The 26,215-nt window shown below is 70.1% G+C and carries 23 protein-coding genes and 1 pseudogene; 6 read left to right on the top strand and 18 right to left on the bottom strand.

Going from position 1 to position 26,215, the window contains the following annotated elements:
• Positions 1–165 precede the first annotated feature (165 nt).
• Positions 166–963: a L,D-transpeptidase family protein gene (locus ACZ66S_RS33000; RefSeq protein WP_469905230.1), complete on the top strand. Its 798-nt coding sequence runs from the start codon at positions 166–168 to the stop codon at positions 961–963.
• Between the two features lie 135 nt (positions 964–1,098).
• Here ACZ66S_RS33000 and ACZ66S_RS33005 read toward each other — a convergent pair whose 3' ends face one another.
• The gene (locus ACZ66S_RS33005) at positions 1,099–2,526 is read right to left on the bottom strand and encodes an endo-1,4-beta-xylanase (RefSeq protein ID WP_469905231.1); all 1,428 of its coding nucleotides are present in this window, start codon (positions 2,524–2,526) and stop codon (positions 1,099–1,101) included.
• Positions 2,527–3,034: 508 nt separating this feature from the next.
• On the opposite strand from ACZ66S_RS33005, the gene ACZ66S_RS33010 reads away from it, so the two are divergent.
• On the top strand, positions 3,035–4,501 hold the full coding sequence (locus ACZ66S_RS33010; RefSeq protein ID WP_469905232.1) for a non-reducing end alpha-L-arabinofuranosidase family hydrolase: 1,467 nt from the start codon (positions 3,035–3,037) through the stop codon (positions 4,499–4,501).
• 81 nt (positions 4,502–4,582) lie between these two features.
• On the opposite strand, the gene ACZ66S_RS33015 is transcribed toward ACZ66S_RS33010, so the two are convergent.
• A complete protein-coding gene (locus ACZ66S_RS33015) occupies positions 4,583–5,722 on the bottom strand; it encodes a PucR family transcriptional regulator (RefSeq protein ID WP_469905233.1) in 1,140 nt (379 codons plus the stop codon).
• Between the two features lie 84 nt (positions 5,723–5,806).
• Between ACZ66S_RS33015 and ACZ66S_RS33020 the strand changes: the two genes are divergently transcribed.
• Together ACZ66S_RS33020 and ACZ66S_RS33025 are read left to right on the top strand one after the other, a co-directional pair.
• A complete protein-coding gene (locus ACZ66S_RS33020) occupies positions 5,807–6,862 on the top strand; it encodes a ferredoxin reductase (RefSeq protein WP_469905234.1) in 1,056 nt (351 codons plus the stop codon).
• Positions 6,863–6,869: 7 nt separating this feature from the next.
• Entirely contained in the window at positions 6,870–7,994 is a 1,125-nt protein-coding gene (locus ACZ66S_RS33025) for a fatty acid desaturase family protein (RefSeq protein ID WP_469905235.1), read from the top strand.
• 99 nt (positions 7,995–8,093) lie between these two features.
• On the opposite strand, the gene bdeA is transcribed toward ACZ66S_RS33025, so the two are convergent.
• The 4 genes from bdeA to ACZ66S_RS33045 all read right to left on the bottom strand — a co-directional run bounded on the left by bdeA (position 8,094) and on the right by ACZ66S_RS33045 (position 12,735).
• Complete coding sequence (bdeA, locus tag ACZ66S_RS33030) at positions 8,094–9,026, bottom strand: bis(hydroxyethyl) terephthalate hydrolase (RefSeq protein WP_469905236.1); 933 nt, start codon at positions 9,024–9,026, stop codon at positions 8,094–8,096.
• Positions 9,027–9,324: 298 nt separating this feature from the next.
• Positions 9,325–10,932 carry a LuxR C-terminal-related transcriptional regulator gene (locus tag ACZ66S_RS33035; protein WP_469905237.1) on the bottom strand — a complete coding sequence of 536 codons (1,608 nt, stop codon included), beginning with the start codon at positions 10,930–10,932 and terminating at the stop codon, positions 9,325–9,327.
• 139 nt (positions 10,933–11,071) lie between these two features.
• Positions 11,072–11,773, bottom strand: coding sequence for a DUF6082 family protein (locus ACZ66S_RS33040; protein WP_469905238.1), 702 nt, complete (start codon positions 11,771–11,773; stop codon positions 11,072–11,074).
• A 275-nt stretch (positions 11,774–12,048) separates the two neighbouring features.
• Positions 12,049–12,735, bottom strand: a complete 687-nt coding sequence (locus ACZ66S_RS33045; protein ID WP_469905239.1) for an alpha/beta fold hydrolase — start codon at positions 12,733–12,735, stop codon at positions 12,049–12,051.
• A 106-nt stretch (positions 12,736–12,841) separates the two neighbouring features.
• Here ACZ66S_RS33045 and ACZ66S_RS33050 point away from each other — a divergent pair, with 106 nt between their 5' ends.
• A complete protein-coding gene (locus ACZ66S_RS33050; protein WP_469905240.1) occupies positions 12,842–13,813 on the top strand; it encodes a helix-turn-helix transcriptional regulator in 972 nt (323 codons plus the stop codon).
• A 77-nt stretch (positions 13,814–13,890) separates the two neighbouring features.
• Here ACZ66S_RS33050 and ACZ66S_RS33055 read toward each other — a convergent pair whose 3' ends face one another.
• The 4 genes from ACZ66S_RS33055 to rpmG all read right to left on the bottom strand — a co-directional run bounded on the left by ACZ66S_RS33055 (position 13,891) and on the right by rpmG (position 15,363).
• Positions 13,891–14,541, bottom strand: a complete 651-nt coding sequence (locus tag ACZ66S_RS33055; RefSeq protein WP_469905241.1) for a hypothetical protein — start codon at positions 14,539–14,541, stop codon at positions 13,891–13,893.
• A gap of 163 nt (positions 14,542–14,704) precedes the next feature.
• A complete protein-coding gene (gene ykgO / locus ACZ66S_RS33060) occupies positions 14,705–14,827 on the bottom strand; it encodes a type B 50S ribosomal protein L36 (RefSeq protein WP_006130958.1) in 123 nt (40 codons plus the stop codon).
• Positions 14,828–14,891: 64 nt separating this feature from the next.
• The gene (locus ACZ66S_RS33065; protein ID WP_469905242.1) at positions 14,892–15,152 is read right to left on the bottom strand and encodes a type B 50S ribosomal protein L31; all 261 of its coding nucleotides are present in this window, start codon (positions 15,150–15,152) and stop codon (positions 14,892–14,894) included.
• A 46-nt stretch (positions 15,153–15,198) separates the two neighbouring features.
• On the bottom strand, positions 15,199–15,363 hold the full coding sequence (gene rpmG, locus ACZ66S_RS33070; protein WP_469905243.1) for a 50S ribosomal protein L33: 165 nt from the start codon (positions 15,361–15,363) through the stop codon (positions 15,199–15,201).
• 226 nt (positions 15,364–15,589) lie between these two features.
• Between rpmG and ACZ66S_RS33075 the strand changes: the two genes are divergently transcribed.
• Positions 15,590–16,213: a TetR/AcrR family transcriptional regulator gene (locus tag ACZ66S_RS33075; protein ID WP_469905244.1), complete on the top strand. Its 624-nt coding sequence runs from the start codon at positions 15,590–15,592 to the stop codon at positions 16,211–16,213.
• A gap of 63 nt (positions 16,214–16,276) precedes the next feature.
• Here ACZ66S_RS33075 and ACZ66S_RS33080 read toward each other — a convergent pair whose 3' ends face one another.
• The 8 genes and pseudogenes from ACZ66S_RS33080 to ACZ66S_RS33115 form a co-directional block, all read right to left on the bottom strand.
• A complete protein-coding gene (locus ACZ66S_RS33080; RefSeq protein WP_469905245.1) occupies positions 16,277–18,025 on the bottom strand; it encodes a glycoside hydrolase family 3 protein in 1,749 nt (582 codons plus the stop codon).
• On the bottom strand, positions 18,022–20,523 hold the full coding sequence (locus tag ACZ66S_RS33085; protein WP_469905246.1) for a family 78 glycoside hydrolase catalytic domain: 2,502 nt from the start codon (positions 20,521–20,523) through the stop codon (positions 18,022–18,024). The genes ACZ66S_RS33080 and ACZ66S_RS33085 overlap by 4 nt, the downstream gene beginning before the upstream one ends.
• Before the next feature lie 65 nt (positions 20,524–20,588).
• Positions 20,589–22,064, bottom strand: coding sequence for an MFS transporter (locus ACZ66S_RS33090; RefSeq protein ID WP_469905247.1), 1,476 nt, complete (start codon positions 22,062–22,064; stop codon positions 20,589–20,591).
• 387 nt (positions 22,065–22,451) lie between these two features.
• Positions 22,452–23,408, bottom strand: a complete 957-nt coding sequence (locus tag ACZ66S_RS33095) for a hypothetical protein (RefSeq protein ID WP_469905248.1) — start codon at positions 23,406–23,408, stop codon at positions 22,452–22,454.
• A 199-nt stretch (positions 23,409–23,607) separates the two neighbouring features.
• Complete coding sequence (locus ACZ66S_RS33100) at positions 23,608–23,928, bottom strand: hypothetical protein (RefSeq protein WP_469905249.1); 321 nt, start codon at positions 23,926–23,928, stop codon at positions 23,608–23,610.
• Positions 23,929–24,137: 209 nt separating this feature from the next.
• Complete coding sequence (locus ACZ66S_RS33105) at positions 24,138–24,689, bottom strand: nuclear transport factor 2 family protein (protein WP_469905250.1); 552 nt, start codon at positions 24,687–24,689, stop codon at positions 24,138–24,140.
• 20 nt (positions 24,690–24,709) lie between these two features.
• Positions 24,710–25,214 (bottom strand): annotated as a pseudogene (locus ACZ66S_RS33110) (DUF5959 family protein).
• A gap of 304 nt (positions 25,215–25,518) precedes the next feature.
• Positions 25,519–25,974: a nuclear transport factor 2 family protein gene (locus ACZ66S_RS33115; protein ID WP_469905251.1), complete on the bottom strand. Its 456-nt coding sequence runs from the start codon at positions 25,972–25,974 to the stop codon at positions 25,519–25,521.
• Between the last annotated feature and the right edge of the window lie 241 nt (positions 25,975–26,215).

Genomic DNA, 26,215 nt, shown 5'->3' on the forward strand with positions numbered 1-26,215 from the left:
CACTCGCGCAGATGCGCGCAGTCATCGCCGGGCCGCGGCCGCCTTCGAGGCCGCGGCTCCGGTGGTGTGGCCGGAGCCTCTCCCCGCCGTGCACCTCACTGCACCACCCGGCCTACCAGCCCACCGCGGGCTCCTCGAACCTCCCGAGAAAGCCGATACCCGCCCATGCGCCTGCACAGGCCCTGTCTCTCAGCTACCGCGGCACTCGTCGTCTCCGCGCTGGGAGTCACTACGTACCACCACCTGGCCGAGCGTGACACCCACGCGGCCCACACCCGGGCCGCGGACACCGAGCAGCCCGCCGCAACGGCGACCGGGGAACCGGTGCCCGCCTCCGCCGCCCCATCGGTGACGGTCCAGTCACGGCCTCAACTCCCCACCCAGTTGCCGGGACTTGGCCCGAAGACCCTGGCACGCATCCCGGCCGATGCCCATCAGGTGCTGATCGTCACGGGAGCCGCGAAGGACTCGACGTCCTCAAAAGCCGTGCTCTGGCAACGCGTCGACGGAGGCTGGCGACAGGGGGCGGTGTGGGCCGCCCACAACGGCTACAAGGGCTGGACCGACGAGCACTACGCGGGTGATCTGCACAGCCCCATAGGGGTGTTCGGTCTCACCGACGCCGGCGGACGACTGGCCGACCCCGGCACCAGACTGCCCTACCACCGGTCCGGTGCCTTCTCGGTCAGTGGCACCGGCTTCGAAGGGGAGCCACTGGCCGGAGCCTTCGACTATGTCGTCGCCCTCAACTACAACCGCCAGCCCGGCACATCACCCATGGACGGCACCAAGCCACTGGGCGAGAGCCGCGGCGGCGGCATCTGGATCCACGTGGACCACGGCGGCCCCACCCATGCCTGCATCAGCCTCTCCAAGGCCCACATGAAGCAGTTGCTGCGCGCGCTCGACCCCGCGGACCATCCCGTCGCCGTCCTGGGCGACGCGGCGTCACTCGCCCGCTGACGCCTGGCGGTTGGGCGGCGGAGAGGTCCCAGGTGCGGCCGACCACGGCAGTGAAGTCGATCGGCTCGCGCGCCGACGTGATGCGGCGCACCCCGGCGGCCACATCTCCGTGGCCGTCGGGGTGCGCACGATTCGTCAGGAGCGGGTCCAGCGTTGGTTGGTGCCGTTCGAGCAGGAGTAGAGCTGGATCAGGGTGCCGTTGGCGGTACCGGCCGAGACGGCGTCGAGGCAGAGACCGGACTGGGTGCCGACGATGGTGCCGTCGGAGTTGAGGCGCCACTTCTGGTTGTCGCCGCCCCAGCAGCTATAGATCTGGACCTTGGTGCCGTTGCCGGTGCCGGCTGCGTCCAGGCACTTGTTGCCGTAGACCCTGAGCTCGCCGGCGGTGGTGTAGGTCCACTGCTGGTTGGTGGCGGTGTGGCAGTCCCACAGTTGGAGCTGGGTGCCGTCGGTGGTGCTGGCGTTGGGGACGTCAAGGCAGCGGCCCGAACCGACACCCTTGATCAGCCCGGAATCAGCGGGAGGCGTGGTGGTACCGCCGTTGAGCGCGTTGAGGACGGCCGTGTAGGCAGCCTTCTTGCTGCCGTCGCCGTTGAAGAGCAGCGGCGTCTGCTCCGATCGCCAGGAGTCGCTGTCGCGCACACCCCACACGGTGATGCCGAGGCAGCGCGAGACGGCCAGGCAGTCGTTGGTCACGTTGGCGTAGGTCGTGGAGGGGGCGCCCTGGATGTCGAGTTCGGTGATGGCCACGTCGACGCCGAGGGCGGCGAAGTTCTGCAGGGTGGTGCGGAAGTTGCTGTTGTAGGGGCTGCCGCTGTTGAAGTGCGACTGGAAGCCGACGCAGTCGATCGGCACACCGCGCTGCTTGAAGTCCCGGACCATGGAGTACATGGCCTGGGTCTTGGCCCAGGTCCAGTCCTCGACGTTGTAGTCGTTGTAGCAGAGCTTGGCGGCGGGGTCCGCGGCGCGCGCGGTGCGGAAGGCGACCTCGATCCAGTCGTTGCCGGTGCGCTGCAGGTTGGAGTCGCGGCGGGCTCCCGAACTGCCGTCGGCGAAGGCCTCGTTCACGACGTCCCACTGGGCGATCTTGCCCTTGTAGTGGCTCATCACGCCGTTGATGTGGTCGATCATCGCCTGGCGCAGGGTGCTGCCGCTGAGGCTCTGCATCCAGCCGGGCTGCTGCGAGTGCCAGGCCAGGGTGTGTCCGCGGACCTTCTTGCCGTTCTGCACGGCCCAGTTGTAGACGCGGTCACCGGCGGTGAAGCTGAACTGGCCCCGCTGCGGTTCGGTGGCGTCGATCTTCATCTCGTTCTCGGCCGTCACCATGTTGAACTCACGACTGGCGATCGTCGTGTAGGCCGAGTCGCCCAGCTTGCCCGAGGCGATGGCGGTGCCGAAATAGCGGCCGCTCTGCGCTGCCGCGGCACCGAGCGTGCTCTCGGCGGCGTGTGCGGTCGGCTGCGTGGCCACTGCGGCAACCGTGCTGAGGATGCCGGTCAGCAGCACCATCAGCACACTGCGGATCTTCTGGCGGACGGATCTGGGAAGGGCAGTCATGCCCATTGCGGTGCCTCCAAGTTAGACAACACGGAATGACTGGAGCGCAAACGTCGAAGGGGGTGGCGCACTGCACGGCGTTCCTCACGGCCGATGCGATCCGAAATATCGAACAATTGCCGACCCTCTGGAGGATGATTGAGGGTTGACGGTGGATCGTCAATAGATGGAGCCAGGAAAGTTTCCATCAATCCTTCGAAACATTCGTAAAGCCATCAGGCTTACGCAGGGACCCTCTGGAGCCATCGCTCTCCGTGCGGGGGCCGTCGAAGGCTCGGCCTGCTGCGGCTTGACCTGGGGCCTTTCGGACAAGAGCGGCTCACCACGCGCCAGGAGCGAGCGATCGATTGCAGCCAGAGCAGTGACAGACCTTGACCAAGAGGCTGTTGATTTCTAGCTTGTGCCGTCGAAGGTTCCAGGAACCGCTCGAATGTTTCGGGCGGTTCACCTGCCCCGCGCGGCGGCTCCGCGGTTCGACGGCGCCACCTCGCTCCGCTCCCAGGAGGCCCCTCACATGTGGTTACGCCACCCCTCCACGGTCCCGCTCAGACGCGTGCTCGCCGTCCTCGCGCCGCTGCTGCTGGTGGCCACCTTCCTCGGCGCTCAACCCGCCAGCGCGGCGAGCGTCGACCCGAACGCCTCGTACGTGCTGGTCAACCGCAACAGCGGCAAAGCCCTGGACGTCTACAACCTGGCGACCAGCGACGGCGCCCGGATCACCCAGTGGGCCAGAAACGACCAGAGTCAGCAGCAGTGGCAGTTCGTCGATTCCGGGGGTGGCTACTACCGCATCAAGTCCCGCCTCTCGGGCAAGGTGCTGGACGTGTACAACCGGTCCACGGCGAACGGCGGTTCCGTCGTCCAGTGGGCGGACTCGAACGGCACCAACCAGCAGTGGCGGCTGGCCGACAGCTCGGACGGCTATGTGCGGCTCATCGCGCGCCACAGCAACAAGGCCCTTGAAGTACAGGGCGCCTCCACCGCCGACAACGCGAACATCGTCCAGTACGACGACTGGGGCGGCACCAACCAGCAGTGGCAGCTCGTGAAGGTCGGCGCCGACACCCCCGGCGCGTGCGACCTTCCGTCGACGTACCGCTGGTCGTCGACGGGCGCGCTGGCGCAGCCCAGGTCCGGGTGGGTCTCCCTCAAGGACTTCACCGTCGTCCCCTACAACGGCAAGCAGCTCGTGTACGCGACGACCCATGACACGGGTACGAGTTGGGGTTCGATGAACTTCAGCCCGTTCACCAACTGGTCGGAGATGGCCTCGGCCGGCCAGAACGCGATGTCCTCGTCCACCGTCGCGCCGACGCTCTTCTACTTCGCCCCGAAGAACATCTGGGTTCTCGCCTACCAGTGGGGCGGGACCGCCTTCTCCTACCGGACGTCGAGCGACCCCACCAACCCCAACGGCTGGTCGTCCCCACAGGTGCTGTTCTCCGGGAGCATCTCCGGCTCGGGAACAGGCCCCATCGATCAGACGCTCATCGGTGACGGGACGAACATGTACCTGTTCTTCGCCGGTGACAACGGCAAGATCTACCGGGCCGGCATGCCGATCGGTAACTTCCCGGGCAGCTTCGGCGCGAGCTCGACCGTGGTCATGAGCGACACGACGAACAACCTGTTCGAGGCACCGCAGGTCTACAAGCTGCAGGGCCAGAACCGCTATCTGATGATCGTGGAGGCGATCGGCTCGCAGGGCCGGTACTTCCGCTCGTTCACGGCCACCAGCCTGAACGGTTCGTGGACCCCACAGGCCGCGACCGAGAGCAATCCCTTCGCCGGCAAGGCCAACAGCGGCGCCACCTGGACCAACGACATCAGCCACGGCGAACTGATCCGCACCAGCCCTGACCAGACCATGACCGTCGACCCCTGCAATCTGCAGTTGCTCTACCAGGGGCGCAGCCCCAGCTCGGGCGGCGACTACGGTCTCCTGCCCTACCGTCCGGGTCTGCTGACACTCCAGCGGTGACAGCCCGGGACAGGTGCAACGCTCACTAGGAACCGGGGCGGGCTCGACGAGAACCGAGCCCGCCCCGGCCGGGAAGAACGCTCAACTGCTCCGAAGACCGACCGCCAGCGTCAGTTCAAGGACCCGGTCCGGCAACGCGAGATCCGGGAACAGCTCCCGCACCTGCGCCATCCGGTACCGGACGGTCTGGGGATGGACGAACAGTGCCGCCGCCACCTCGTCGCGCCTGCCCTGGTGCAACAGCCAGGCCCGCAAGGTCTCCTCCAGCCGCCGCGCGGTCGCGGCGGGCAAGGACCGCAACGGCGCCAGCACTCGGGCGCGCAGGTCCGCGAACGCGTCCATGTCGGCGCTGAGCACCAGCTCGGGCAGGTGGTCCTCGGTGTCGCGGATGTCGGAGGAGAGGGAGCGCGCGCGTACGGCTCGCGCGTACGAGGCGGAGACACGGGTCCAGGGCCGGGCCGGGCCGACCACGGCGGTGCGGTCGGTCAACTGCCGCAGGAGATGCGATCGGTCGGCATCGGGAACGAGCAGCACCCCGAAGGCGTCCGGCAGATCGTCGAGGACGAGGGTGCTCGCATCGAGCAGGCGGTAGGCGGGCCGTGCCTGGGCGGCGGGCAGCAGGACCGCGGTCAGCGTGACCGGAGGCTGCCACCCGGCCCGCTGAGCGGAGACGAGCAGGACGTCCGGGCTCGCGCCAGCGAGCAGGTCGCGGGCGAGCTGTTCCAGATGGCGCTCCTGGGCCCGGCCCTGGGCGGCCAGCTCGTCGGCGTGGCCCGCGGCGCTCGCGGCCGAGAGCTCGTCGATGTAGGCGAAGGTCAGCTCGGCGAACTTGGCGACCTCGGCGGCGGGCAGACCCGCGGGTACGGCACCCGCCGCCAGGCATCGCCAGGCCACGCGGGCGCCGACACGATAGGCGCTGAGCAGGGCGTCCATGGACCGGCCGTCACGGACCTCGCCGCGGCCCAGCTCGTAGGCCGCGTCCCCGGCGTCACCGCCGGTGGCCTTGCCGCTCGCGAGGTCCAGGTAGTGCCCGAGGGCAGTGCGGACGGCTCGCCGGATGGTGCCGCCCATGCTTCCCGAAAGGGCGTTGGCGTAGGGAGGGACCTCGTCGATGATCGCCTGGACGACCTCGTCGGCGGTGGTTCTCAGCGCGGCCCGCAGTGCGGTGACGGTCCTCTCGTCCAGGGCCAATTCGCTGGCCCTCTGGATTGCATGGCTCATATCTGTTCCCTGCGAACAATTCGGTTGACCAGATTCACATCCTGCGGTCAGGACTTTACGCGCAGGGCGCAGCAAGCTGGAGTCATGACGAGTACAGCCCTCCGCAGCAGGGCGTGGAAACTGCTCGAGATGGTCACGACGCCGCTGCTGCCGTCGGACTACCTCGACCTGGTCAGCCCGCTGCGCGCGGGCGCTGACCTGCGTGGTCGCATCGAGGCCGTGCACCCCGAGACGGGCGACGCCGCGACCATCGTGATCAGACCGGGGCGGGGCTGGCGCGGCCACACGGCAGGTCAGTACGTACGGATCGGGATCGACGTGGACGGGGTGCGCCTGTGGCGTGCCTACTCCCTCACCTCGCCGACCAACCGCCAGGACGGCCGCGTCACGATCACCGTGAAGGCGATCCCGGACGGCAAGGTCAGCACCCACCTGGTCCGCAGGGCGCGACCGGGCACGCTGATCCAGCTCGACCAGGCGACCGGTGACTTCGTTCTACCGCACGCCAAGCCCGCCAAGGTCCTCTACCTCACGGCCGGCAGCGGCATCACACCCGTGATGGGCATGCTGCGCGACACCGAGTTCGACGACGTCGTCATGGTCCACTGCGCGCCACGGCCGCAGGACGTGATCTTCCGCGACGAACTGCACGACCTGGTCGCGGACAAGAAGCTGCGGCTCACCGAGGTGCACACCGACACGGACGGCACGCTCGACATCACCCGCCTCGACGAACTCGTGCCCGACTGGGCCGAGCGCGAGACCTGGGCCTGCGGGCCCACGGGCCTGCTCGACGCCGCCGAGAAACACTGGAGCGACCACGGCGTCCCGGAGCGTCTGCACATCGAGCGCTTCCGCCCCAGCATCGTCGTCGCCGGTGACGGCGGCGAGGTCACGTTCAGCACCACCGGCAGGACGGTCGACGCGGACGGCGCCACGCCGTTGCTGGACGTCGGCGAGGAGGCCGGTGTGCTCATGCCCTCCGGGTGCCGCATGGGCATCTGCTTCGGCTGTGTCTCGCCGCTCAAGGCGGGCGCCGTCCGTGACCTGCGCACCGGCGAGATCACCGAGGCCGAGCCGGGCGTCCTCATCCAGACCTGCGTGTCCGCCGCGGCGGGCCCCTGCGACATCGAACGGTAGGAACAGTTTGACCGCCATCGACCCCACCGCCCATCTGACCGCAGAGCAGATCGAGGAGCTCGGCCGCGAGCTGGACGCGATCCGTGACGAGGTGATCGCCAGCCGTGGCGAGAAGGACGCCGCCTACATCCGCAAGGTCATCGCCGCGCAGCGCAAGCTTGAGCTGGTCAGCAGGGGCGTTCTGTTGTTCTCGATGTTCCCGCCGGCCTGGGTGATCGGCACCGCCGGTCTGTCCGTGGCGAAGATCATGGACAACATGGAGATCGGCCACAACATCCTGCACGGGCAGTGGGACTGGATGCGGGACCCGAAGATCCACTCCACCACCTGGGAGTGGGACCACGTCTCGCCGGCCGACCAGTGGAAGCACTCGCACAACGAGCTGCACCACACGTACACCAACGTGATCGGCAAGGACAACGACCTCGGTTACGGCATCATGCGCGTCGACGAGGACCAGAAGTGGCACCCCCTCCACCTCGGCCAGCCGCTGTGGAACTTCCTCAACGCCTGCTTCTTCGAGTACGGCATCGCCGCCTACGACCTCGAACTCGGCCGGAATCTGAACAAGCGCCGACGCAAGAACCCGGAGTTCCGCGCGCAGGCCAGGGCCGTGGGCCGCAAGATCCGCAAGCAGGTACTCAAGGACTACGTGGTCCACCCGCTGCTGTCGGGCCCGTCGTTCCTCCCCACCCTCGCCGCCACCTTCACCGCGAACCTGGTCCGCAACCTCTGGTCCCACTCGGTGATCATGTGCGGGCACTTCCCCGAGGGCGTGCAGGTCTTCGAGCGCCGGTCGATCAAGGGCGAGACGCGCGGCCAGTGGTACCTGCGCCAGATGATGGGTTCGGCGAACATCAGCGGCAGCAAGGCCATGCACTTCATGACCGGCAATCTCTCGCACCAGATCGAGCACCACCTGTTCCCGGACCTGCCGAGCAACCGGTACGCCGAGGTCGCGGTGAAGGTGCGCGCACTGTTCGAGAAGTACGAGCTGGAGTACGTCACCGGGCCGCTGCCCAAGCAGGTGTTCTCGGCTTGGCGCAAGGTCTTCCGGCTCTCGCTGCCGAACAAGAGGAAGAAGCCCGAGGTTCTGACGCCGGCACGCGAGCAGGAACTCGTCGCGGCCTGATCACCAGGACACACACGCTGAGGCGCGCACATGTGGCCCTGACCGGGTTTCCGGTCAGGGCCACATGTGCGCTCAGTCCCGGCAGGCCGGGGCCGGCGGTCAGGAGGTGTGCGGGCAGTTGCCTCGGGACTCGGCGATCGTGAGGCTGACGGCCGGGATCGGGCAGAGGAACTGCTCATAGCGGGTGTCGTTGTCGATGAACCGCTTCAGCCAGGAAATGCTGTACTTCGCGATCGTCGTGTTGGACGAGTTCGGCGTGAAGTGGGTCGCCCCCCGCAGTTCGATGTAGGCGCGGTCGGTCGAGGACGGCAGACTCGAGTAGAACGGCTGGGAGTGCGTGGCCACCGGAGCGATGGTGTCGCCGTCAGCGCCGACGACCAGGGTGGGAGTCCTGACCTCCGGCCAGGTCTTGTCCAGGTTCCAGCCGGTCAGCGGGATGGCGGCCTGAAGCGAGGGACGGGACTTGGCCGCTTCGAGGGTGCCGCCGCCGCCCATGGAGTGGCCCATCACTCCGAGGCGGCTGGCGTCGATGCGGCCGCGGACCGTGCTGCGCTGCGTGAGGTAGTCCAGTGCGGCCAGCAACTGCGTCCCGCGGCTGTCCGGTTGGTCGGAGGTGGTCAGCGTGTCGATCGTGAAGACGACGAAGCCCTGGGAGGCGAGCCGCGGACCGAGCCAGGCGATCGAGGACTGGTAGGCGGTGAATCCCGGTGACACCGCGATCGCCCCGAACGTCCCGTCGGCGGTGCTCGTCGGGTAGTAGATGGTGCCGCCGCCGAACCCGCTCACCGCGAGTCGCGACACGCTGGTCTCCGACACCGCGTAGGGGCCCCGGCTGGCCTCGATGCTCGACGTGGTGGGCGCCGGACCCCGCTCGTACGGGTTGTCGGCCGCCTGGGCTCCGCCGGTCAGCGAGGTCAGCAGGCCGACGAGGGCGGCGCCCGTGGCGAGGCCGGTGCCGAGGCGCCCGAAACGGCGGCGCCGGTGGCGGTGCGGGATGGGCGTGGGGCGGGAGATCTCTGGATCGAGGCTCATCACGGCTCCTTCGAGGGTGAGGGTTCCGGCGCCCTCGGGCCACACGGGGACCGCCGAGGGAGAGGCGGTGTCGAGCCCGTGGACGTGACACGAGTCATCCGGCGGGGAACAACGTAGGAGCTGACCAAAAGTCAGTCATCAGTGGAATCACCAGTCATCCCCAGGGCACCCACCCGCACCATGCCGCACCTGCGAGATCGCCGGTCACAACGGAGTACGCCCCCTCAACGGCCTTACAACCGTGGGACGTTCAGGACTCTCGGTCAGGACCGGCGTACGCTCCGGGTCCTCAGCCCGGCTACGCCGGCTCCCACCCTCGGTCGTGATCCTCGTCGGCGTTCGCCAGCAGGTGTGCGAGAGCGGTGCGCGACCGGACGCCCACCTGCGCGAAGACGTTGCGCAGGTGGTACTCGACGGTGCGGATGCTGATGGACAGCTCCGCGGCGATCTCCTTGTTCGTCGCGCCGCGCGCCACGTCCCGCGCTATGCGCACCTGCTGCGGTGTGAGCGAGGACAGCACCCCCGCCTCTCCGGTCCCGGTCGCCTCACCGGCGGCCCGCAGCTCGGCACCGGCCCGCTTGGCCCACAGGGCCGCGCCGCAGTGCTCGAACCCGACCAGCGCGGCCCGCAACTGGTCCCGGGCCTCGGTGGGCCGCCGTCGACGCCGTAGCCACATGCCGAAGGCCAGATGGGTGCGCGCGTGTTCGTACGGCCCTGACGCCTGCTCGTGATGGGCGAGCGCGGCGCGGTAGAGCTCCTCGCTGCGGTCCGCGGGTGCGAGGAGAGCACGGCACCGCGCCAACTGCGCCGGGGCCTGCGGGTCTGCACCGAGATCCGCCCATACCGCGAACAGGTCGACCATCTCCGGCGCGTCGAGGACCCGGTCGGACAGCACGCACGCCTCGACGAAGCACGGCACGGCCAGGAACCACAGCCCGAAGTGGCCCTGCCGGGCGCCGGGTTGGACCAGCGGAGCGAGCCGGGCGGCCGCTCCTTCGACCTTGCCCGCTCCCAGTTCCGCACGCGCCTGGGCCCACTCGGCGAGAAACGCGGCCTGCGCGAGCCCATGCGGCTGAGCGACGGCCAGGACCTCCGCGACCTGGTCGCGGACCGTGGGCAGGTCACCCGCGATGGACACCACGAGGGCGCGTACGGCCGAGAGTTCGGCGGCGACGTTGCGCTGCCCGAGTCGGCGGGCGAGCACCAGCCCTTCCTCCGCGTGGGCGCGGGCCTGGGGATGCCGGCCTTCCCGGAGTTCGGCGCAGGCCAGGTGCGCGATGATGCCGGGCACCGCGGTCTCCGCTCCCGCCGAGCGCGCGGATGCCAGGGCGAGGCTCAGGAGCCGGCGCGCGAGCGGAAGTCGCCCGAGCAGGAGGGCCGTACTGCCGGCGCCGCAGAGTTCGTCCGTGTCCGCACGGGGTGTGACCTGGTGCAGCCGGGGCTCCAGGACCGCGGTGGCCCGTTCGAAATCACCCTCCGCCACCGCGCTCATCCCGATCCGGTGGTCCCGCCACGCCGCCTCCGGGCATCCCCTGGCGCACGGCGTCGACGCGGAGTCCGCACCGCATGCGTGACAAGGACCCACCGCGAAGATACGCCGGTAGCTGTCATGGTCACCGGCCGACCAGGCCGCCGACGCCGCCGCCACCAGTGCGCGGCGGGCCGCGACGGGATCTGTGTCACGCAGCCCGGCGGCGGCACGCAGCAGCGCCGAGCAGGCGTCCGCCACGGGTCCGTCGCGCAACTGTTCCTGACCGTGCGCCAGGGCGCGGTGCGCCGCGGCATCGCCCACGCACGAAACCGCGGCGCGGGCGAGCGCGGCCGGCAGGTCGCCGACCTCCGGTACGTCGATCCCGACAAGGCCGACGGCGCGGGCCGCGAAGGCGCCGCGAGACTCGTCGTTCACACCGATCACCACCCCGGGTGCGGCTGTCTCTGGCGTGTCTGGGGACATCGTTGTTGAAAGAATGTATAACGACGACTCGCCCGTCGACGGTCGGCGCACAGTTTCGTGGGGGCGGATGCCCCCACCGCTGGCACCTACGTCAGCGCCGGCTGCGCAAAAACGATCCGAACGCCAAGCCCGCACCCAGACCGACCAGGGCACCGGCTGCTGTCCGCCACGCAGGCGCGGTTCCCGCGGCGGTCACTGCGGGCGGGCTCGGGGTGACGGCCGCGCGCGCCGGCGGTCCGGCGGCGACGGCGCGGGCATGCTCCTCGCTCACGACGGCCAGGAAGCGACGACCAACTCGACTGCCGGACGAACTGACGGCCCATGAGGCTCGGGCCCTGCTCCAGTAGTGCCGGCCTGCTTCCCCGCTGAACATCCCGGCCAGCATGTCCCGCAGCAGGGGCTCGCGGATGGTTCCGATCTCGTAGCCCATCCACGCGTAGTTCATCATGAGGTCGGCATAGACATGTCGCTTGCGGTCATCAGGGTCGGCGATGTCCGTGCCGCCCCAGACAGGCTGGTAGAGCGCCATGTCGTCGAGTTCGAGGCGGACCAGCTCAAGGTAGTAGCTGCGGATGCCCTGCACCTGCTCCGCCCTGGCCTGCCGGTTCTGTACCATGAGCGAACCGGCGACACCGGCCAACGCGAGCGCCGAGACGATCGCCGAAGTGAAGCCGTACGAGGCGCCGATCTGACTCAGCCTGTTCCAGTCCACCCCCTTGGAACCGGCGATGTCCTGCAGGACGAACGGCGACAACAACAGCGCAGCCAGAGCGGCGGCCGCGACAGCGACCATCCCCAGAACCCTGCCCACACGCCGGGCCATTGCCGGTCCGGCCACGGACCCATGACGGACTATCAGGTGAATCACCCCCAGGCGGGCCTGCCCCAGTGACTAGGCCGAGCCACGGGGCAGCCTACGGGGGCCGTCAGGCTCGGCAGTGCCCGCCTGCACAAATGCCGGGCCGCACCTTCCGATGCGACGCCGGCATGGATGGCTGAGCGCCGAACGCGCACGCATCCGATGTCGATGCAGGTGCAGGCGTCCAGGGGACGGACCAGGTCCGGGGATCAGGCGTCGGTGGCCGCCGCGGACAGCAGGCGGGCGAGTTCGAGCGGTTTGGTGATCATCGGCCAGTGGCCCGAGTCGATGTCGGCGAAGTCGAGGTGCCTGGTGCGGGTGATCTCGGGTGCGTCACCGGCGTCGATCCAGTCGCGGGCCTGGGCGGGGGTGAACTCGGGGCACACGAGCAGCATCGGGACGTCGAACCTCCGCTCGTCCGTCAGCCGTACCGTCCCCTTGGCCACCTGCTCGGGCACGGGGATCGCCGCCGAGGCGATGCGGTTGCGCGTCTCCTCGTCCAGGTCGGCGGAGTCCGGTCCTTCGAACGGGCCCCAGCCGGGAAAGGGCATCACGCCGTCCTTCGTCTCGAAGAAGTCGGCGTACGGCTGCCCGTCGCCGGACGGGAAGCCTCCGATGAGGGCCACCTTGGCGACGCGCTCCGGCCGGGCGTCTGCGGCGAGCCAGGCCAGGGTGCAGGCGGCGGAGTGCCCGACCACCATGGGCTTGCCGGGCGCCGCGTCCACGGCGGCGAGCACCGCCGCCACCTGGTCGTCCAGCGTGGCGGACCCCGCTCCGTCCCCCTGACCGGGCAGGGTCAGCGCCACGGGACGGTGGCCGAGTTCTTCGAGCACGGGTACGACGTCGTCCCAGACGGATCCGTCGAGCCACAGGCCGGCGATGAGCAGGATGTCCATGGATCAGTTCTCTTTCCGTGAAGCCCTTGAGGTCGGCGCCGTCACGTTACGACCAGTTCCGGACAATCAACTTCCGGAATATCTCGCGGCCACCTAATCTGCTCGGGTGCCGACCGAGCTCAGCCCCACCGCGCGAGCCCTGCGCACCCTCGAGATCCTCCAGTCCCGTACCGCGGGAGTGACCGCCGACGAGCTGGCCGCCTCCTTGGGCGTCACGGAGCGGGCCGCGCGCCGCTACGTCGGGATCCTCCGCGAGGCAGGCATTCCCGTGCACTCGGCCCGAGGCCCTTACGGCGGGTACCGGCTGGGGCGCGGCGCGCGGCTGCCGCCGGTCGTCTTCACGGAACCCGAGGCACTGGGCCTGGTCATGGCGGTTCTCGACGGTCAGCCGGCCGCCGCCGACCCCGGTGCCGACGACCTCGTCGGCACCGCCCTGGGCAAGGTCATCCGGGCATTGCCCGAGAGCGTCGGCCGACAGGCGGCGGCCCTCCGCGAGCACGCGTCGGCGGCGCCCGACCGCCAGGCGTCCCGCCCGGATCCCGCCCTCACGAGCACGCTCGTCGCGGCGAGCGCGGTGCAACGCCGGGTGCGGATCACGTACCGCAGTGAGTCCGGCAACGAGTGGGAGGCCGAGGTGGATCCCTGGGCGGTCGTCGTCCGCTACGGCCGCTGGTACCTGCTGTGCCACTCCCACCGCGCGAATGCGATCCGCACCTACCGGATCGATCGAGTCCGTGCGGTCCGCGAGACCGCCCACGGCTTCGAGATGCCCGAGGGCCTCGACCCGGTGGCGGCACTGGAGGAGAACCTGGGCCAGGGCTGGACGTTCCCCACCCGGGTCGTGTTCGACGCCCCTTTGGCCGAGGTCCTGCCGTCGATCCGCCCGCCCATGGGACGACTCGAACCCTCGGGAGACGGATGCGTGCTCATCGGCAGCACGCGGAATCCGACGATGTACGCGCAGGAGTGGCTGGCCCAACTGCCGCTGGCGTTCCGCGTCGAGGGCGGGCCGGAACTGCGGGCGGCGGTGGAGGCACTGGCCGCACGTTTCACCGCTGCCGTGTCGCAGGAGCCCTGAGACTCCTCGCGAACGACCCGTAGGGGCGGGCTACTTGGCGGCTGGCCAGTCGCGCGAGGTATCTCGTCCCGCGTCGATCATCCGCCCGGACGCAAGGCGTCCGATGGCGAACCGGGGTCAGCCTCGGGAACCGGATATCCGATCTGCGTCAGATCCTCCGCAAGGTCAGCGAGGTCGACGTCCGGGTTCAGCGCTGTCACGACGCTCTGCGTGAGAGGCCGCAGTGCATAGACGTGGCGGACGGCCTCGATGTCCACCGTGACCTCGTAGTACTCCTCCGCGAACTGCTGATACGCCTCGGGGCTGCCGTCCGCCAGGACATCGAACAGCCACTCTGCGCTGCCGCCGTCCTCCACACCTGCGGGCAGGGCCTCGGCCCTCCCGGTCCTCCACAGGGAGTCCGTCTGTTCACGCCAGAAGCACACGGTCACCCGTGGTGTCCCGTCGTGCCCGCTGAACGCCGGCTCCGAGATGTGGGGGACGAACACCTCCGGAACCCCGTCGAACAGCCCCGGCCATGGGGTCGGAGGCGTGACACGGTACGGGCTCATGGGCGACTCGTGATCGAAGCCGCGGGCATACGCGCCTGCCTGTGAGAAGACGATCGCGTAGTCATTGCCGGCCCCGTCCCGCATGGAGGCCATCTCCTCGGTCGGTGACCAACGTGAGTCGAACGAGTAGAACCGGGACTCCCACTCCGGGCTCATGATCGCGTCGAGGACGGCCATGGCCCGGCAGCGGTCACGAACGACCGCGATCTCCGGCAACTGACGCATGAGTTCAAGGACAGACACGGCTCCATCCAAGCGGACCCCACTGACAACCCGCCGACCGCACATCCCAGAGCGGCCCGGCACCGCGATCGCGATGCCGGGCCGCTGTGCAGTGGCGTCAGCCCTGGCGGGCCTTGAAGCGGGGGTCCTTCTTGTTGATCACGAAGGTCACACCGCGCCTGCGCACCACCTGCGCTCCGGGCTTGGCCTTCAGCGAGCGCAGGGACTTGCGTACCTTCATTGCGGCCTCCTTACGGGGTCTTGCCGGGTCTTGCTGGGTCTTGCCGGGGTCGGCGGCTCGGGCGTCAGGCGCGGACGGCGGCGGTACGGCCGTAGCGGCGCTCGAAGCGCTCCACTCGGCCCGCGGTGTCCACGACCCTCGACGTGCCGGTGTAGAACGGGTGGCTCGCGGACGAGATCTCCACGTCGACGACCGGGTATGTGGTGCCGTCCTCCCACTCCACCGTGCGCTGGGTGTCGATCGTGGAGTGGGTGAGCAGTTGGAAGCCCGCCGCACGGTCGCGGAAGACGACGGGGCGGGAGACGGGGTGAATGCCGGACCTCATGAGTGGTGCCTCCTTGCAGAGCCTCGGTCGACGACCGAGGCGGGGGTCATCGTGCTTCGCGGAACAGAACGTGCTTGTCGGCCACCGGGTCGTACTTGCGCACGACCAGCCGGTCGGGGTCGGCCAGACGGTTCTTGCGCGTCACGTAGGTGAAGCCGGTGCCGGCCGTCGACCTGAGCGTGACGACGGGCCGCGTGGTGCTGCGTGCCATGAGGACTCCTTCCACCACCACCGAGTCCATTGACTCGGTCATGTCATGCAGTGGTGTCAACACGAGTGCCCCGCGCATCATTCCCGACGGTCGGTAGCCAATGACGGCAGGCCTGAGCTGCTGCATCGAGGCGTCTGGGGCGCCGATGATCTGGGGCTGGGCCGGTCCCCCCCCCCGGCGACAGGCGATCGCGGCCCGGACCCGCAGGCCCGATACCGTTGTCCCCATGGGGACACCTAGAGGGCCGCGCGGTGCCTACGCGGCGGGGCAGGCCAGGCGCCCGCAGATCCTGGAAGCGGCCATGCGGCGGTTCGGCGAGGACGGGTACCACAACACCTCGCTGGCCCGCGTCGCGCGGGACGCCGGCATCACGGACGCCGGGCTCCTGCACCACTTCGGGGGCAAGCGACAGTTGCTCCAGGCGGTCGTGGAGTACTGGCACCACCAGCTCGACGAGCGCTGGCGGCGCGTCCCCGACTCCGTGCGGGAGGCGTTCCGCTGCCATGTCGAGGACATGGAGGACGCGCTGCGCATGCCGGGCATCGTGGAGCTGTCCGTGGTGCTGGCGGCCGAGGCCACGGCGCCCGGTCATCCCGCGCACGACTTCTTCTCCCAGTGGCAGGAGAAGGGCGTCCGCGAACTGGCCGAGCGGCTGCGCACCGGGAGCCGGACCGGAGAGCTGAAGCCCGACCTCGACCACGACGCGATCGCCCGGGAGTGCGCGGCCGTCGACTCGGGACTGCGCCTGCAGTGGCTCGCCAGTGGCCGCTCCTTCGACTTCATCGGGGTCATGCGCTCACACCTGGACCACCTGCTGCGTTCCATCTCCGCCGACGGCAAGGGTCTGTAAGCAAGACCTGCGGAGGGCCGCCCAGGCAGGACAAGGCGGCGCCTCCGTGGCACACCCCCGCGCTCAGTTCGGCGACGCGTACCTCAGGCCCGCGCCGAACGCGTAGAGCGGATCTCGGCTCTCCTGCGGCACATCGGGGCGGCCCGCCGCGACCTCGGCCATCGAGCGCGGCAACTGGAACGGCAGCCGTCCTCGGGGAGCCGCACGGCCGAAGAGGACGTCGAGCAGGGCCCGGTCGCCCGCGCCGAACGCGGCCAGCAGCGCCGCACTGCGATCTGCGATCTCCGGGATGACGGCGGGGCGTTCCAGGTGGACGGCGACCACGGTGGGCACGGTGTCCAGCAGCGCGAGGATCTCCTTGAGCCGGTCCCCGTCGAAGTCGAGCCGTCCGGCGTGGAAGAAGGACTCGAACAGGCCGGGGCGCGGCTCGTAGGGGGTGTTCAGGCGCAGCACCGCGAGGTCGGCCTCGGCGGGGTCGTCGACGAGGGCGGCGTACTCGGCGGCGATCGCACGGTCGACGCCCTCCACGTACAGGCGCGGGGCGCCAGTCAGAGGCAGCACGCCGTCGCCGTTCTTGAGCAGCGTGAGGCCGGCCCGCTGGGCCTCCTCGCCGGCGGCGCGGAAGTCGGAGCGGCCGACGGTGGCCTCGGCCGCGTCCGGGTCGACGTAGCGGCGCGCGTCGAACAGGCCGAGGCGGAACTTCTCGGCGAGGAGCCGCGCGACCGAGGCGTCCAGGCGCGACTCCTCCAACTGGCCTCGCCGGACGAGGTCGACGACCAGCTCGGGGCAGGACTCGCCGCCGATCTGGTCGGCGCCGGCGTGGAAGATCCGCAGGACGCGTTCGGCCGCGGTGAGGTGTTCGACGCCCCAGGCGCGGGCCGCGTGCGGTTCGCCCAGGACGAGCTGGTCGGTGACCAGGCCCCAGTCGGTGCAGACGATGCCGTCGAAGCCGAGCCTCTCGCGCAGCAGGCCGGTGATGATGCCCTTGTTGAAGCCGAAACCGACCTCCTCGTGCTCGGTGCCGACCGGCTTGCCGTAGTAGGGCATCATCTGGGTCGCCCCAGCCGCGATGGCGGCCTCGAACGGCTTGAGGTGGTACTCGAACCGGCCGCCCGGGTACACCTGTTCCTTGCCGTAGGCGAAGTGCGGGTCCTCCCCGTCGAGTTGCGGGCCGCCGCCCGGGAAGTGCTTGACCATCGCGGCCACACTGTCCGGCCCCAGGCCATCGCCGGGTCCGCGCAGGCCCTTGATGTAGGCGGCGACCAGGCGCGAGGTGAGGTCGGCGTCCTCGCCGAAGGTGCCCGAGATGCGGGCCCAGCGCGGTTCGGTGGCCAGGTCGATCTGCGGGTGCAGGGCGACGCGCAGTCCGACGGCGAGGTACTCGCGGCGCACGGTGTCCGCGTACCGGCGCACGAGATCGGCGTCGCCGACGGCCGCGAGGCCGAGGGTCTCGGGCCACTGGGAGAAGGGGCCGGCCATCATCGCGGTGCCCGGGTTGTCGGTGAAGGCGTGCCGCGGGTCGGTGGAGAGGGTGACCGGGATGCCCAGGCGGGTGTGGGCCGCCTGCTCCTGGAGCCGGTTGTGGAAGACGGCCATCTCGCGCGGTCCGGCCGCGCCGAGGACGTTGAAGTGGGTCATCCCGCTCTCGGCGAGCATCTGTTCGGCGGTGCGGCCGGCGGGCGCGGCCTGCGGTGCCGGGCCGATCGCGTGGTGGAAGACCAGTCCGGCCTTCTCCTGCACCGTCATCCGGGGCAACAGGTCCGCGACCCGCTCGCCCACTGTGCGGGCGGGGTCCTGGTAGGGGTGGTTCACTGCTGCTCCTCGTGGTGCGTGGGGGCGGGGTGGGGGGCGTGGAAGGTGTGCCGGCCCGGTCCGGCCTCGACCGGTTCGGCGCCCGGCAGGCGGATGTCGGCGGTGGTGCCGGGTGGCACCAGGACGTCGACGAACAGGACGTGCCCGGCGTGGCGCCAGGACACCTCGGCTCGTCCGTACGGTGTCTCGTGCGCGGCTTTCGCCCAGGTCAGGGCCCCTCCGGGACGTGGCTGGACGAGCAGGCGCCGGTAGCCCGGCGCGGCCGGGGCGAGGCCGGCGACCGTGCGGTGGATCCAGTCGGCGACGGCGCCGAGCGCGTAGTGGTTGAACGAGGTCATCTCGCCGGGGTTGACGCGCCCGTCGGGGAGCATGCTGTCCCAGCGTTCCCAGACGGTGGTGGCGCCCAGGTGGACCTGGTAGAGCCAGGACGGGCAGGAGCGCTGCATCAGCAGCAGGTACGCCGTGTCCAGGTGCCCTGTGTCGGTGAGCGCGTCGCACACCAGGGGGGTGCCGAGGAAGCCGGTGCCGATGCGGTGGCCGTGTGCGGTGACCAGGGCGGCGAGCCGGTCACCGGCGGTGGCCCGCTCCACCGGCCCGTCCAGGAGGTTGAAGTGCAGGGCCAGGGCGTACGCCGTCTGCGTCTCCTCGGTCAGGCGGCCGCCGCCGGCGTGGAAGCGGGCCCGGAAGGCGGCGCGTACCGAGTCGGCGAGTTCGGCGTAGCGGACCGCGTCGTCCTGTTCGCCGATGATGTCGGCCGCGCGGGCGAGCAGGCGGGCCGAGCGGGCGAAGTACGCGGTGGCGACCAGGTCGGATGGGGTCGTGGACCTGCCGGGATCCTCGGGCGGGGCGGTCGGGTCCAGCCAGTCGCCGAACTGGAAGCCCTCGCCCCAGACGCGGCCCGGGCCGGCGATGCGTTCGACGGCGTCGACCCAGGCCCGCATGGAGGGGTACTGGGCGCGCAGCACGTCGGTGTCGGCGTACCGCTCGTATAGCACCCAGGGCACGATGACGGCGGCGTCGCACCAGCCGGCCATCGGCGGGTTGCCGGGCGGCAGCGGGACGTCGGCGATGACGGGGATCTCGGGTGTGAACACCGGCGGGATGCCGTGCTCGTCGCGGCTCTGGTCGGAAGCCAGGTCGCGCAGCCAGGACCGCAGGAAGGCGCGCACGTCGTAGAGGTAGGCGGCGGTCGGGGCGAACACCTGGACGTCGCCGGTCCAGCCCAGGCGCTCGTCGCGCTGCGGGCAGTCGGTGGGTACGTCGAGGAAGTTGCCGCGCATGCCCCGGACCACGTTCTCGTGCAGCCGGTCGAGGTCGGGGTCGGAACAGGAGAACCAGCCGGTGCGGCGCAGGTCGCTGTGGAGGACCACCGCGGTGACGTCGTCGGGCGTCAACTCGCCGGGCCAGCCGTCCACTTCGGCGTACCGGAAGCCGTGGAAGGTGAAGCGCGGTTCCCACTGTTCGCCGTTCGGGTCGCCGCGCAGCGTGTACCGGTCGGTGGCGACGGCGGTGCGCAGCGGGCGCACGCACAACTCGCCGTTCTCGTCGAGGACTTCGGCGTGGCGCAGGGTGACCGTCCGGCCGGCCTCGCCGCGCACCCGGATGTGCAGGCGTCCGACGAGGTTCTGGCCGAAGTCCACGAGGGTGCGGTCGCCGCTCAGCGGGGTGAGTGCGACGGGCCGGACGTGCTCGATGCGGCGTACGGGTGGGCTGTCGGCGGGGAACAGCACGGAGGTGTCGAAGTCGAGGACGCGCACCGGGTGCCAGTCGGCGTCGTCGTGGCCGGGCTCGCTCCAGCCGCGTCGTTCGCGGCGGGCGTCGTGGTGCTCGCCCTCGTAGAGGCCCGAGGAGAGCACCGGCCCGTGGCAGGCGCGCCAGTCGGGGCCGGTGCCCACGGTCTGCGTGGTGCCGTCGGTGTACTCGATCCGCAGTTCGGCGAGGAGGCCGGTGTCCGGGCCGTAGATGTCGCGGGTGCCGCCGTTGAAGCCGAGCCGGCCGCGGTACCAGCCGTCCGCGAGATGGGCGCCCCAGGCGTTGCGTCCCGTGCGCAGCAGCGCGGTGACGTCGAAGGAGTGGTGGCGGTGCCGGTGCCGGTAGCTGGTCCAGCCGGGTGCCAGGACGTGGTCGCCGACGACGACGCCGTTGAGTTCGAGTTCGTAGACGCCCAGCGCGGTGACCGTGACATGGGCAGCGCGCACGCCGGCCCGCACGGTGAACTCGTCGCGCAGCAACGCGGCGGGGCGGGGCGGCGCGGGGGGCGGGGTGGTATCGGCGGTTGGTGGGGTGGACACGCCGTCCGCCAGGTGCGGGATGGGGGCCTGGGCGGCCTCGCCGTACGGCGGGGTGGCGTGCCCGGCGAGCGGGGTGGCCTCGCCGTCCGGCAGGTGCGGGGTGATGACCTGTGCGGTCCAGCCGGTCCGGGCGGTCCAGGGCGTCCGGACGGTCCGGGGCGTCAGGGCGGTCGGGGGCGTCCGGGCGGTGGTCCTGTGGTGCGACATCGATGCCTTTCCGGAGGCCCGGCGCGCGGGGAGCGCGGCCGGGCCGGACCAGGAGGGGTGGGCTTTCAGAGAGCTGCGGCCGCCGACGGCGGGTCCTGCACCGGTTCGCGCAGGGCCGGGATGAACAGGCCGATCAGGAGGGCGAGCAGGCTGAACAGGGCGCCGACCCAGAAGGCGGAGGCGTAGCCGCCGTCGCCGTAGAAGGCGGTGCCCTTGAGGACGGTGCTGTCGGCGGCCAGCACGGCGAACATCGCGGCGCCGAAGGCCGCGCCGAACACGTGGGTGAGCATGGTCAGCATGCCGCTGCCCAGACCCTGCTCGTCCGGGGAGACGGCGCCCACGACGAGTACGGGGGCGGCGGCCACGACGAGACCACTGCCGAGGCTCGCCACGCACATCGTCCACGTCAGCTCGGTCGCGTCGGCGTGGAAGAACCCGGCGAGCAGGAAGCCCAGGCCCATCGTGGCGAGCCCGGCCCACCAGATCCACCGGGTGTCGACCCCGCGCAGGAAACGGCTCGCGACCAGGCCCGTGACGAACAGCAGCAGGTTCCAGGTGACGCCGACCGTGGCGCTGTGCTGCGCGGTCCAGCCGAAGCCGGCCGAGACGCCGGGGATGTTCGGGTAGAGCGCCAGCAGGATCGCCACGACGGGGGCGGTGTAGGCGACCGCCTGGGCCAGGGCGCCGGACACGACGGTCGTCGCCACCGCGCGGCGGCGCAGGACGCCCAGGTCGAGGATGGGGTGGGCACTGGCCCGTTCCACCAACAGGAAGCCGATGATCGCGACCAGGCCGGCCGCGAGCCAGCCCACTGTCCGTCCGCTCCCCCAGCCCCAGGTCTGTCCCTGTCCCACGGCGTAGACGAGGACGGCGAGGCCGCCGCCGAGGACCAGACCGCCGAGCCAGTCGAAGCCCGACTCGAAGGCGTGCTTCGGGGTCTCGGGCACCAGTGTGGCGACCAGGACGAAGGAGACGGCGGTGGCGGCGGCCATGAACCACATGGCTCCCCGGTAGCCCCAGTCGTCGATCAGCCATCCCGCCAGGAAGGGCGAGACCAGGGCGACCAGGCCGAGGCTGCTGCCCAGGATGCCGCTGGCGGACTTCACCAGACGGCCGGGGAAGATGTCCCGCACGGCGGGGAAGGACAGGGCCGGGAACGGTCCGTAGCAGGCGGCCAGCCCCCGGCCCACCAGCAACAGCTCGAAGCTGCCCGCGGTCGCGGCGACGACGTCGCCCGTCACCCCGAGCGCGATCATCACCAGCATGATCCGCTTCTTGCCGTAGAGGTCGCCCAGCTTGATGACGAAGGGGCTCAGCAGGGCGGAGACCAGCGTCACGATCAGGGAGAACCAGGCCACCTGGGTCGTGTGGAAGTGCTGCGCCACGTCGGCGGTGGCGTTGGAGCCGAGGATGCCGACGGTGACCAGCAACTGCGTGGGCCAGATGAGGGCGATCAGGACACCGGCGAGACGCGGGGTCCACCTCTCACGGTGCGGGGCGGGTGCTGCATCGAGCGAGGGGCTCGCCGACGTCGGTGTCACGAGACCGCTCCTTTCGGGGGTCAGCAAGGCGCTGGTGCGGGGGCGGGGGCGGGAGAAGCACGCTGTTGACGGGACGGCCATGTGTTCGCCACGGGTGCGAAACGTTTCAGCCGCGCGGCTCGATGATGAATCCCAATGCCTAGTGTGCACTAGGTTTTAAGGGTGTGACACACATCACACATAGTGATTGGGTGCTGCCGGGGTCGCGGAGGGCGCCGCGGCGGGGCGGGGCACTCACAGCCACCGGGGGCGATCAGCGATACGCACCGGCTCGGAGGCGAGGGCGGCATGACCGGTCCCTCCCGCGCCTGTGCTGCTGGCCGGTCGTCCTGCACGTGATGTAGCAGGGAGCCGGGGCGACCGTGTACTGCCACCGGCCCCGTGTGTCTAGGCGGTGCCGCCCTTCAGACGGCGTACGTGCTGTGCGCTCTCGCGCGCCTTTCGCTCGGCCTGGGCGAGCGCGTCGGCGGCGGAACGGCCACGTTTCTCGGCCTCCTGCTGGGCGGACTCGGCTTGCCGGCACACCTCGCGCGCCTGCTGCATCTGCTCCTCGAGGGCAGCGATCCGCTGCTGGGCCTGCTCGGTGCGTTCGCGTGCCTGCTGGAGCTCGGCGTCGACGTCGGCCTGCCGTGCGCGTTCTTCCTGCAGGTGCTGCTCGGCCGCCTCGGCGGCTTCCCTGGCCCGGTCCAACTGCTCCTGGCGGGCGCGGCGCCGCTCGGCGAGTTCGTCTTTCTTGGACGCGCGTGCCGCGGGGCGGGGCGCGGGTGGGTGGCTGCGGTTGCGGTCGCTCACCTTTTCGGCCGCTGGTGCGGTGTCCGGCATGAAGTCCGAGGGTGGGGTGAGGGCGGTGACCAGACGGCCGCCCGCCCATTGATCGGCTGCGTCCGGATCGGCGAGCACGGCGCGCAGGGTCGCTTCGAGGTCCTGCTGGACCGACTCCGACAGCCGCTGCCCGGCCTCTCGGGCAAGCGCGGCGGCCTGCTGCGACAGGGCGGCAACGACACGGCGGCGCTGGGCGGACAGGTCCTTGAGACCGGCGGCGTCCAGATCACGGTAGGCCTCGCGCAACGCCCGCCCCAGTTCCAGGAACTGTCGGCTTTCCTCCGGCTGGGAGCGCAACAGGAGGTTGGCAGCCCACGCCGCGAGGGTGGGGCGGCGGGCGGCATGGATCCGGCGTGCGTCCTCCGCCCGGCCATCTGTCCTGGCCGCGACGGCCAGCGTCTCCCGCCGGGGGACGAAGGCGGACGGAGGTGTGGTGTAGAGCTCGTCGAGGACGGCTTCCACGTCTTGGCCGCCGCCGTTGCCGTTGCCCTTGCCGTTGCGCCGGCTCTTGCGCGCACTCAACGCCGCCACACCTCCAGCCCGCCCTCATCCTGCGTGACGCTCACGCGGCACTCCGACATGGGCTCAGCCTCACGCGGGCGCCGCTACGACGCATCCCGGCTACGGCGAGTGGGGTGGGACGCGAGAACGGATCTGGCATCCCCTGGCGACCTGGGAAAGTCCCCTGTCGGCGGCTGGGGCGCGGGCAGGTCCGGCCGTATCAATTCGGACCTGCGCCTCGCGAGTGTTCCTGGAGGCGTGCGCTCGCCCCTCGCTTCCTCAGCCCTCTCAGCACCAGCCAGATCAGAAGAACCTGGACGAGGCCCGCGATCGCGTGCACTGATGGCGCGTACGTGTCCGGCCCGGGGCTGTAACCGTCGAAGCCGAAGACCACCGCGGCCAAGAGGAACACGACCGTCGTCACGACGCCCGAGGGAAAGGTGATCACGGAGAGGACGATGGCGGCGGCGTCCTTGCCCCGTTCGACGCTCACGTAATCGAGGGCGAACACCACCACCAGGTACGCCAGGGCGAGCGGCACACCGGCTCTACGGGACGGAAGCGTCACGGCTCTCATTTCCGGGCCCGGCACGCAACGCCCATGATGGTGATGTAGTGGATCAGTGCCCTGAGGCAATGAGAAGTCTGCCTCAGGTGCTCTGCACCTTCGCACCGCTGCGAGGGCGACCCACTCTCGCCGACCGGTCTGCACTTCCCTCGGTACGGCACGGCCGGGCGCCACCCGACCGTTCAGAACAGGCCGTTGGTGTGCGGAAGGTCCACCGGAATGGGAGCGACGACGTCCCAGTGCTCGACGATCTTGCCGTCGGCGACGCGGAACAGGTCCCAGTAGGCGACCGGGACCCCGAACTCGCCCTCGGACTGCAGAAGTACGAGGTCACCCTCGGCCACGGCCCTGTGGATGGTCTTGTAGACGAGGTTCCTGCCCTGCTCGGCCCACTCGGCCGCCGCGGCGCCGAAGCCGTCCAGACCCTCGGCGGCCTCCGGGTTGTGCTGCAGATACGTGTCGGTCGAGATGTAGTCCGTCAGCACCGAGTAGTCGGCACCCTTGAGGACCTTCTCCGCGAACTCCATGACGAGCGCACGGTTGGCCCCGGTCCCGTCCAGGTCCGCGGGCTCGGCGACACCGTCGGTCTGCGTACGTCCGGAGGCGGTGTCCGTCACGACCGGGGTCAGCGCGTCCCAGTGCTCCGCCAGCTTGCCGTCCGCGTCCACCCGGAACAGGTCGAAGGCGACCAGCGGCTGCGGCCCGAAACCGTGGTACGTCCCATGCAGCGCCACCCGATCCCCCTCCACGAGCCCTACGAGGACGCCGACAAAGCCGCCCGGACACGATCCAACCGCAGCCGGTTCTCCTCCAGCCACTCCGAAGTGACGTCGATCGGTACACGCACCGCAATCTGCGTCGACGGCGAGCCGTGCACAATCACCTCCAGCGGGTCAGCAGGAACCACGTCCACCCATGCACTGCGGCCACCTGCCGGCCCCTCGGCTCCCTCCTCAGTTTGAAGGCCATCGAGGCAACGCTCCCACTCGTCAAGATCCATGCGATACCTGCAGGCCGACCCGACCGCTGACGAAGTCACTCTGCAGAACGATCTCGGCTGGGTAGTACCGCTCTTCGCCCATCGTCAGAGGCGCACCGCATGTCACCTCAACAGCCACACTCTGGACCGCGTCTGCGAACCGGAAGAGCTCGAACGTCTGCGCTCCGTCAACCACAGTTACCTCTTGAACGCGTGATGGGCCAGGTTGCCGTTGATCCTCCCTCACGCACCAGCCAGGGCAACAGTCTCGGCCTGACATGTGGGGCAGCCCCTAGCCAGTGATCGACCTACTGCGAGCCCCGGCCGCGTGCTGGTGGGCGCGGCAGACCGCGGAGTCGACTCTCAGTTCACCTGATCGCCCCTTCGCATCGGCCAGCGACTGTGGCCCAGCGAGGATCCGGTACCGGCCGTTCCGCTGCCAGGCTGAACGGGCGGGCGCCCCGCCCTGGCTCCGTTCGGTTACAGCGGCTCCGGCACCGCCCGCGCTCGTCCGTAAGATCTCCCCGCCCCAGGAACCTTGATCATTCACGTCCAAGATCCGTCTTCCGCGAGTCGGGAAGAACCTATTGTCGCGCGACAGCCTGCTGGAGGTGGCGACTCACATCGCCGACGAGGCGGATGTCGACGCGCCGCTCGGTGAAACGCCACTGCCCTCCGCGGCGCTCGAAGCGGTCGCGGTACCGACCGGCTGCCACCGGCTGCAGCGGCAGGTCGGGCAGCGCCTGCAGCACGGTGACGTAGGAGCGTGCGACCGCCGTGTCGGTCTCTTCCTCGACCTCGATGGCGATATTGGAGGTGACGTGCTGGGTTCGTGGGGTGCCGTCGGCATAGACGATCAGAGTGTCCTTGAACATCTTCTCGATCGCTTCCCTGCCACTCACCGGTGTGCCGCTACCGAAGAAGGTGGCATCCGCGAGCAGCAGACCCAGCCCTGCGAAGTCGCCGTCGTCCACGAGCTCTGCGTAACGTGCGAGCAAGTTCTCAACTGCTCGGTAGCTCGATACAAGGTCCGCGGGCATGGCCGAGGATGAGGACACTGTCTGACTCCAAGCACAAGGGCGATCATCGGCGTGTGCTGCCCATGATGGCATCGAGGCCGCGAGCTCGGCGGTGGGGACGACCATCAGTCCGTGTCGATGAAGCGGCCGACCATCCGGGACATCAGGCCCTAGGTCGTGTCCGCAAAGTCAGGGCAGCCAGAGGCGTAGGCAGGCGAGGGTGACCAGGGCTTGGTAGTGGCGGGCGCGTTTGTCGTAGCGG

Source organism: Streptomyces sp. NPDC107471 (assembly GCF_055582845.1).

Bases quoted from the DNA above. Each gene is read 5' to 3' on its own strand.
- ACZ66S_RS33040 (WP_469905238.1), bottom strand. From the start codon at position 11,773: ATGGTCGCTGTCGCGGCCGCCGCTCTGGCTGCGCTGTTGTTGTCGCCG.
- ACZ66S_RS33015 (WP_469905233.1), bottom strand. From the start codon at position 5,722: ATGAGCCATGCAATCCAGAGGGCCAGCGAATTGGCCCTGGACGAGAGG.
- ACZ66S_RS33005 (WP_469905231.1), bottom strand. From the start codon at position 2,526: ATGGGCATGACTGCCCTTCCCAGATCCGTCCGCCAGAAGATCCGCAGT.
- ACZ66S_RS33115 (WP_469905251.1), bottom strand. From the start codon at position 25,974: ATGCCCGCGGACCTTGTATCGAGCTACCGAGCAGTTGAGAACTTGCTC.
- rpmG (WP_469905243.1), bottom strand. From the start codon at position 15,363: ATGGCACGCAGCACCACGCGGCCCGTCGTCACGCTCAGGTCGACGGCC.
- ACZ66S_RS33055 (WP_469905241.1), bottom strand. From the start codon at position 14,541: ATGGCCGTCCTCGACGCGATCATGAGCCCGGAGTGGGAGTCCCGGTTC.
- bdeA (WP_469905236.1), bottom strand. From the start codon at position 9,026: ATGAGCCTCGATCCAGAGATCTCCCGCCCCACGCCCATCCCGCACCGC.
- ACZ66S_RS33000 (WP_469905230.1), top strand. From the start codon at position 166: ATGCGCCTGCACAGGCCCTGTCTCTCAGCTACCGCGGCACTCGTCGTC.
- ACZ66S_RS33065 (WP_469905242.1), bottom strand. From the start codon at position 15,152: ATGAGGTCCGGCATTCACCCCGTCTCCCGCCCCGTCGTCTTCCGCGAC.
- ykgO (WP_006130958.1), bottom strand. From the start codon at position 14,827: ATGAAGGTACGCAAGTCCCTGCGCTCGCTGAAGGCCAAGCCCGGAGCG.
- ACZ66S_RS33085 (WP_469905246.1), bottom strand. From the start codon at position 20,523: ATGTCGCACCACAGGACCACCGCCCGGACGCCCCCGACCGCCCTGACG.
- ACZ66S_RS33010 (WP_469905232.1), top strand. From the start codon at position 3,035: ATGTGGTTACGCCACCCCTCCACGGTCCCGCTCAGACGCGTGCTCGCC.
- ACZ66S_RS33020 (WP_469905234.1), top strand. From the start codon at position 5,807: ATGACGAGTACAGCCCTCCGCAGCAGGGCGTGGAAACTGCTCGAGATG.
- ACZ66S_RS33075 (WP_469905244.1), top strand. From the start codon at position 15,590: ATGGGGACACCTAGAGGGCCGCGCGGTGCCTACGCGGCGGGGCAGGCC.
- ACZ66S_RS33045 (WP_469905239.1), bottom strand. From the start codon at position 12,735: ATGGACATCCTGCTCATCGCCGGCCTGTGGCTCGACGGATCCGTCTGG.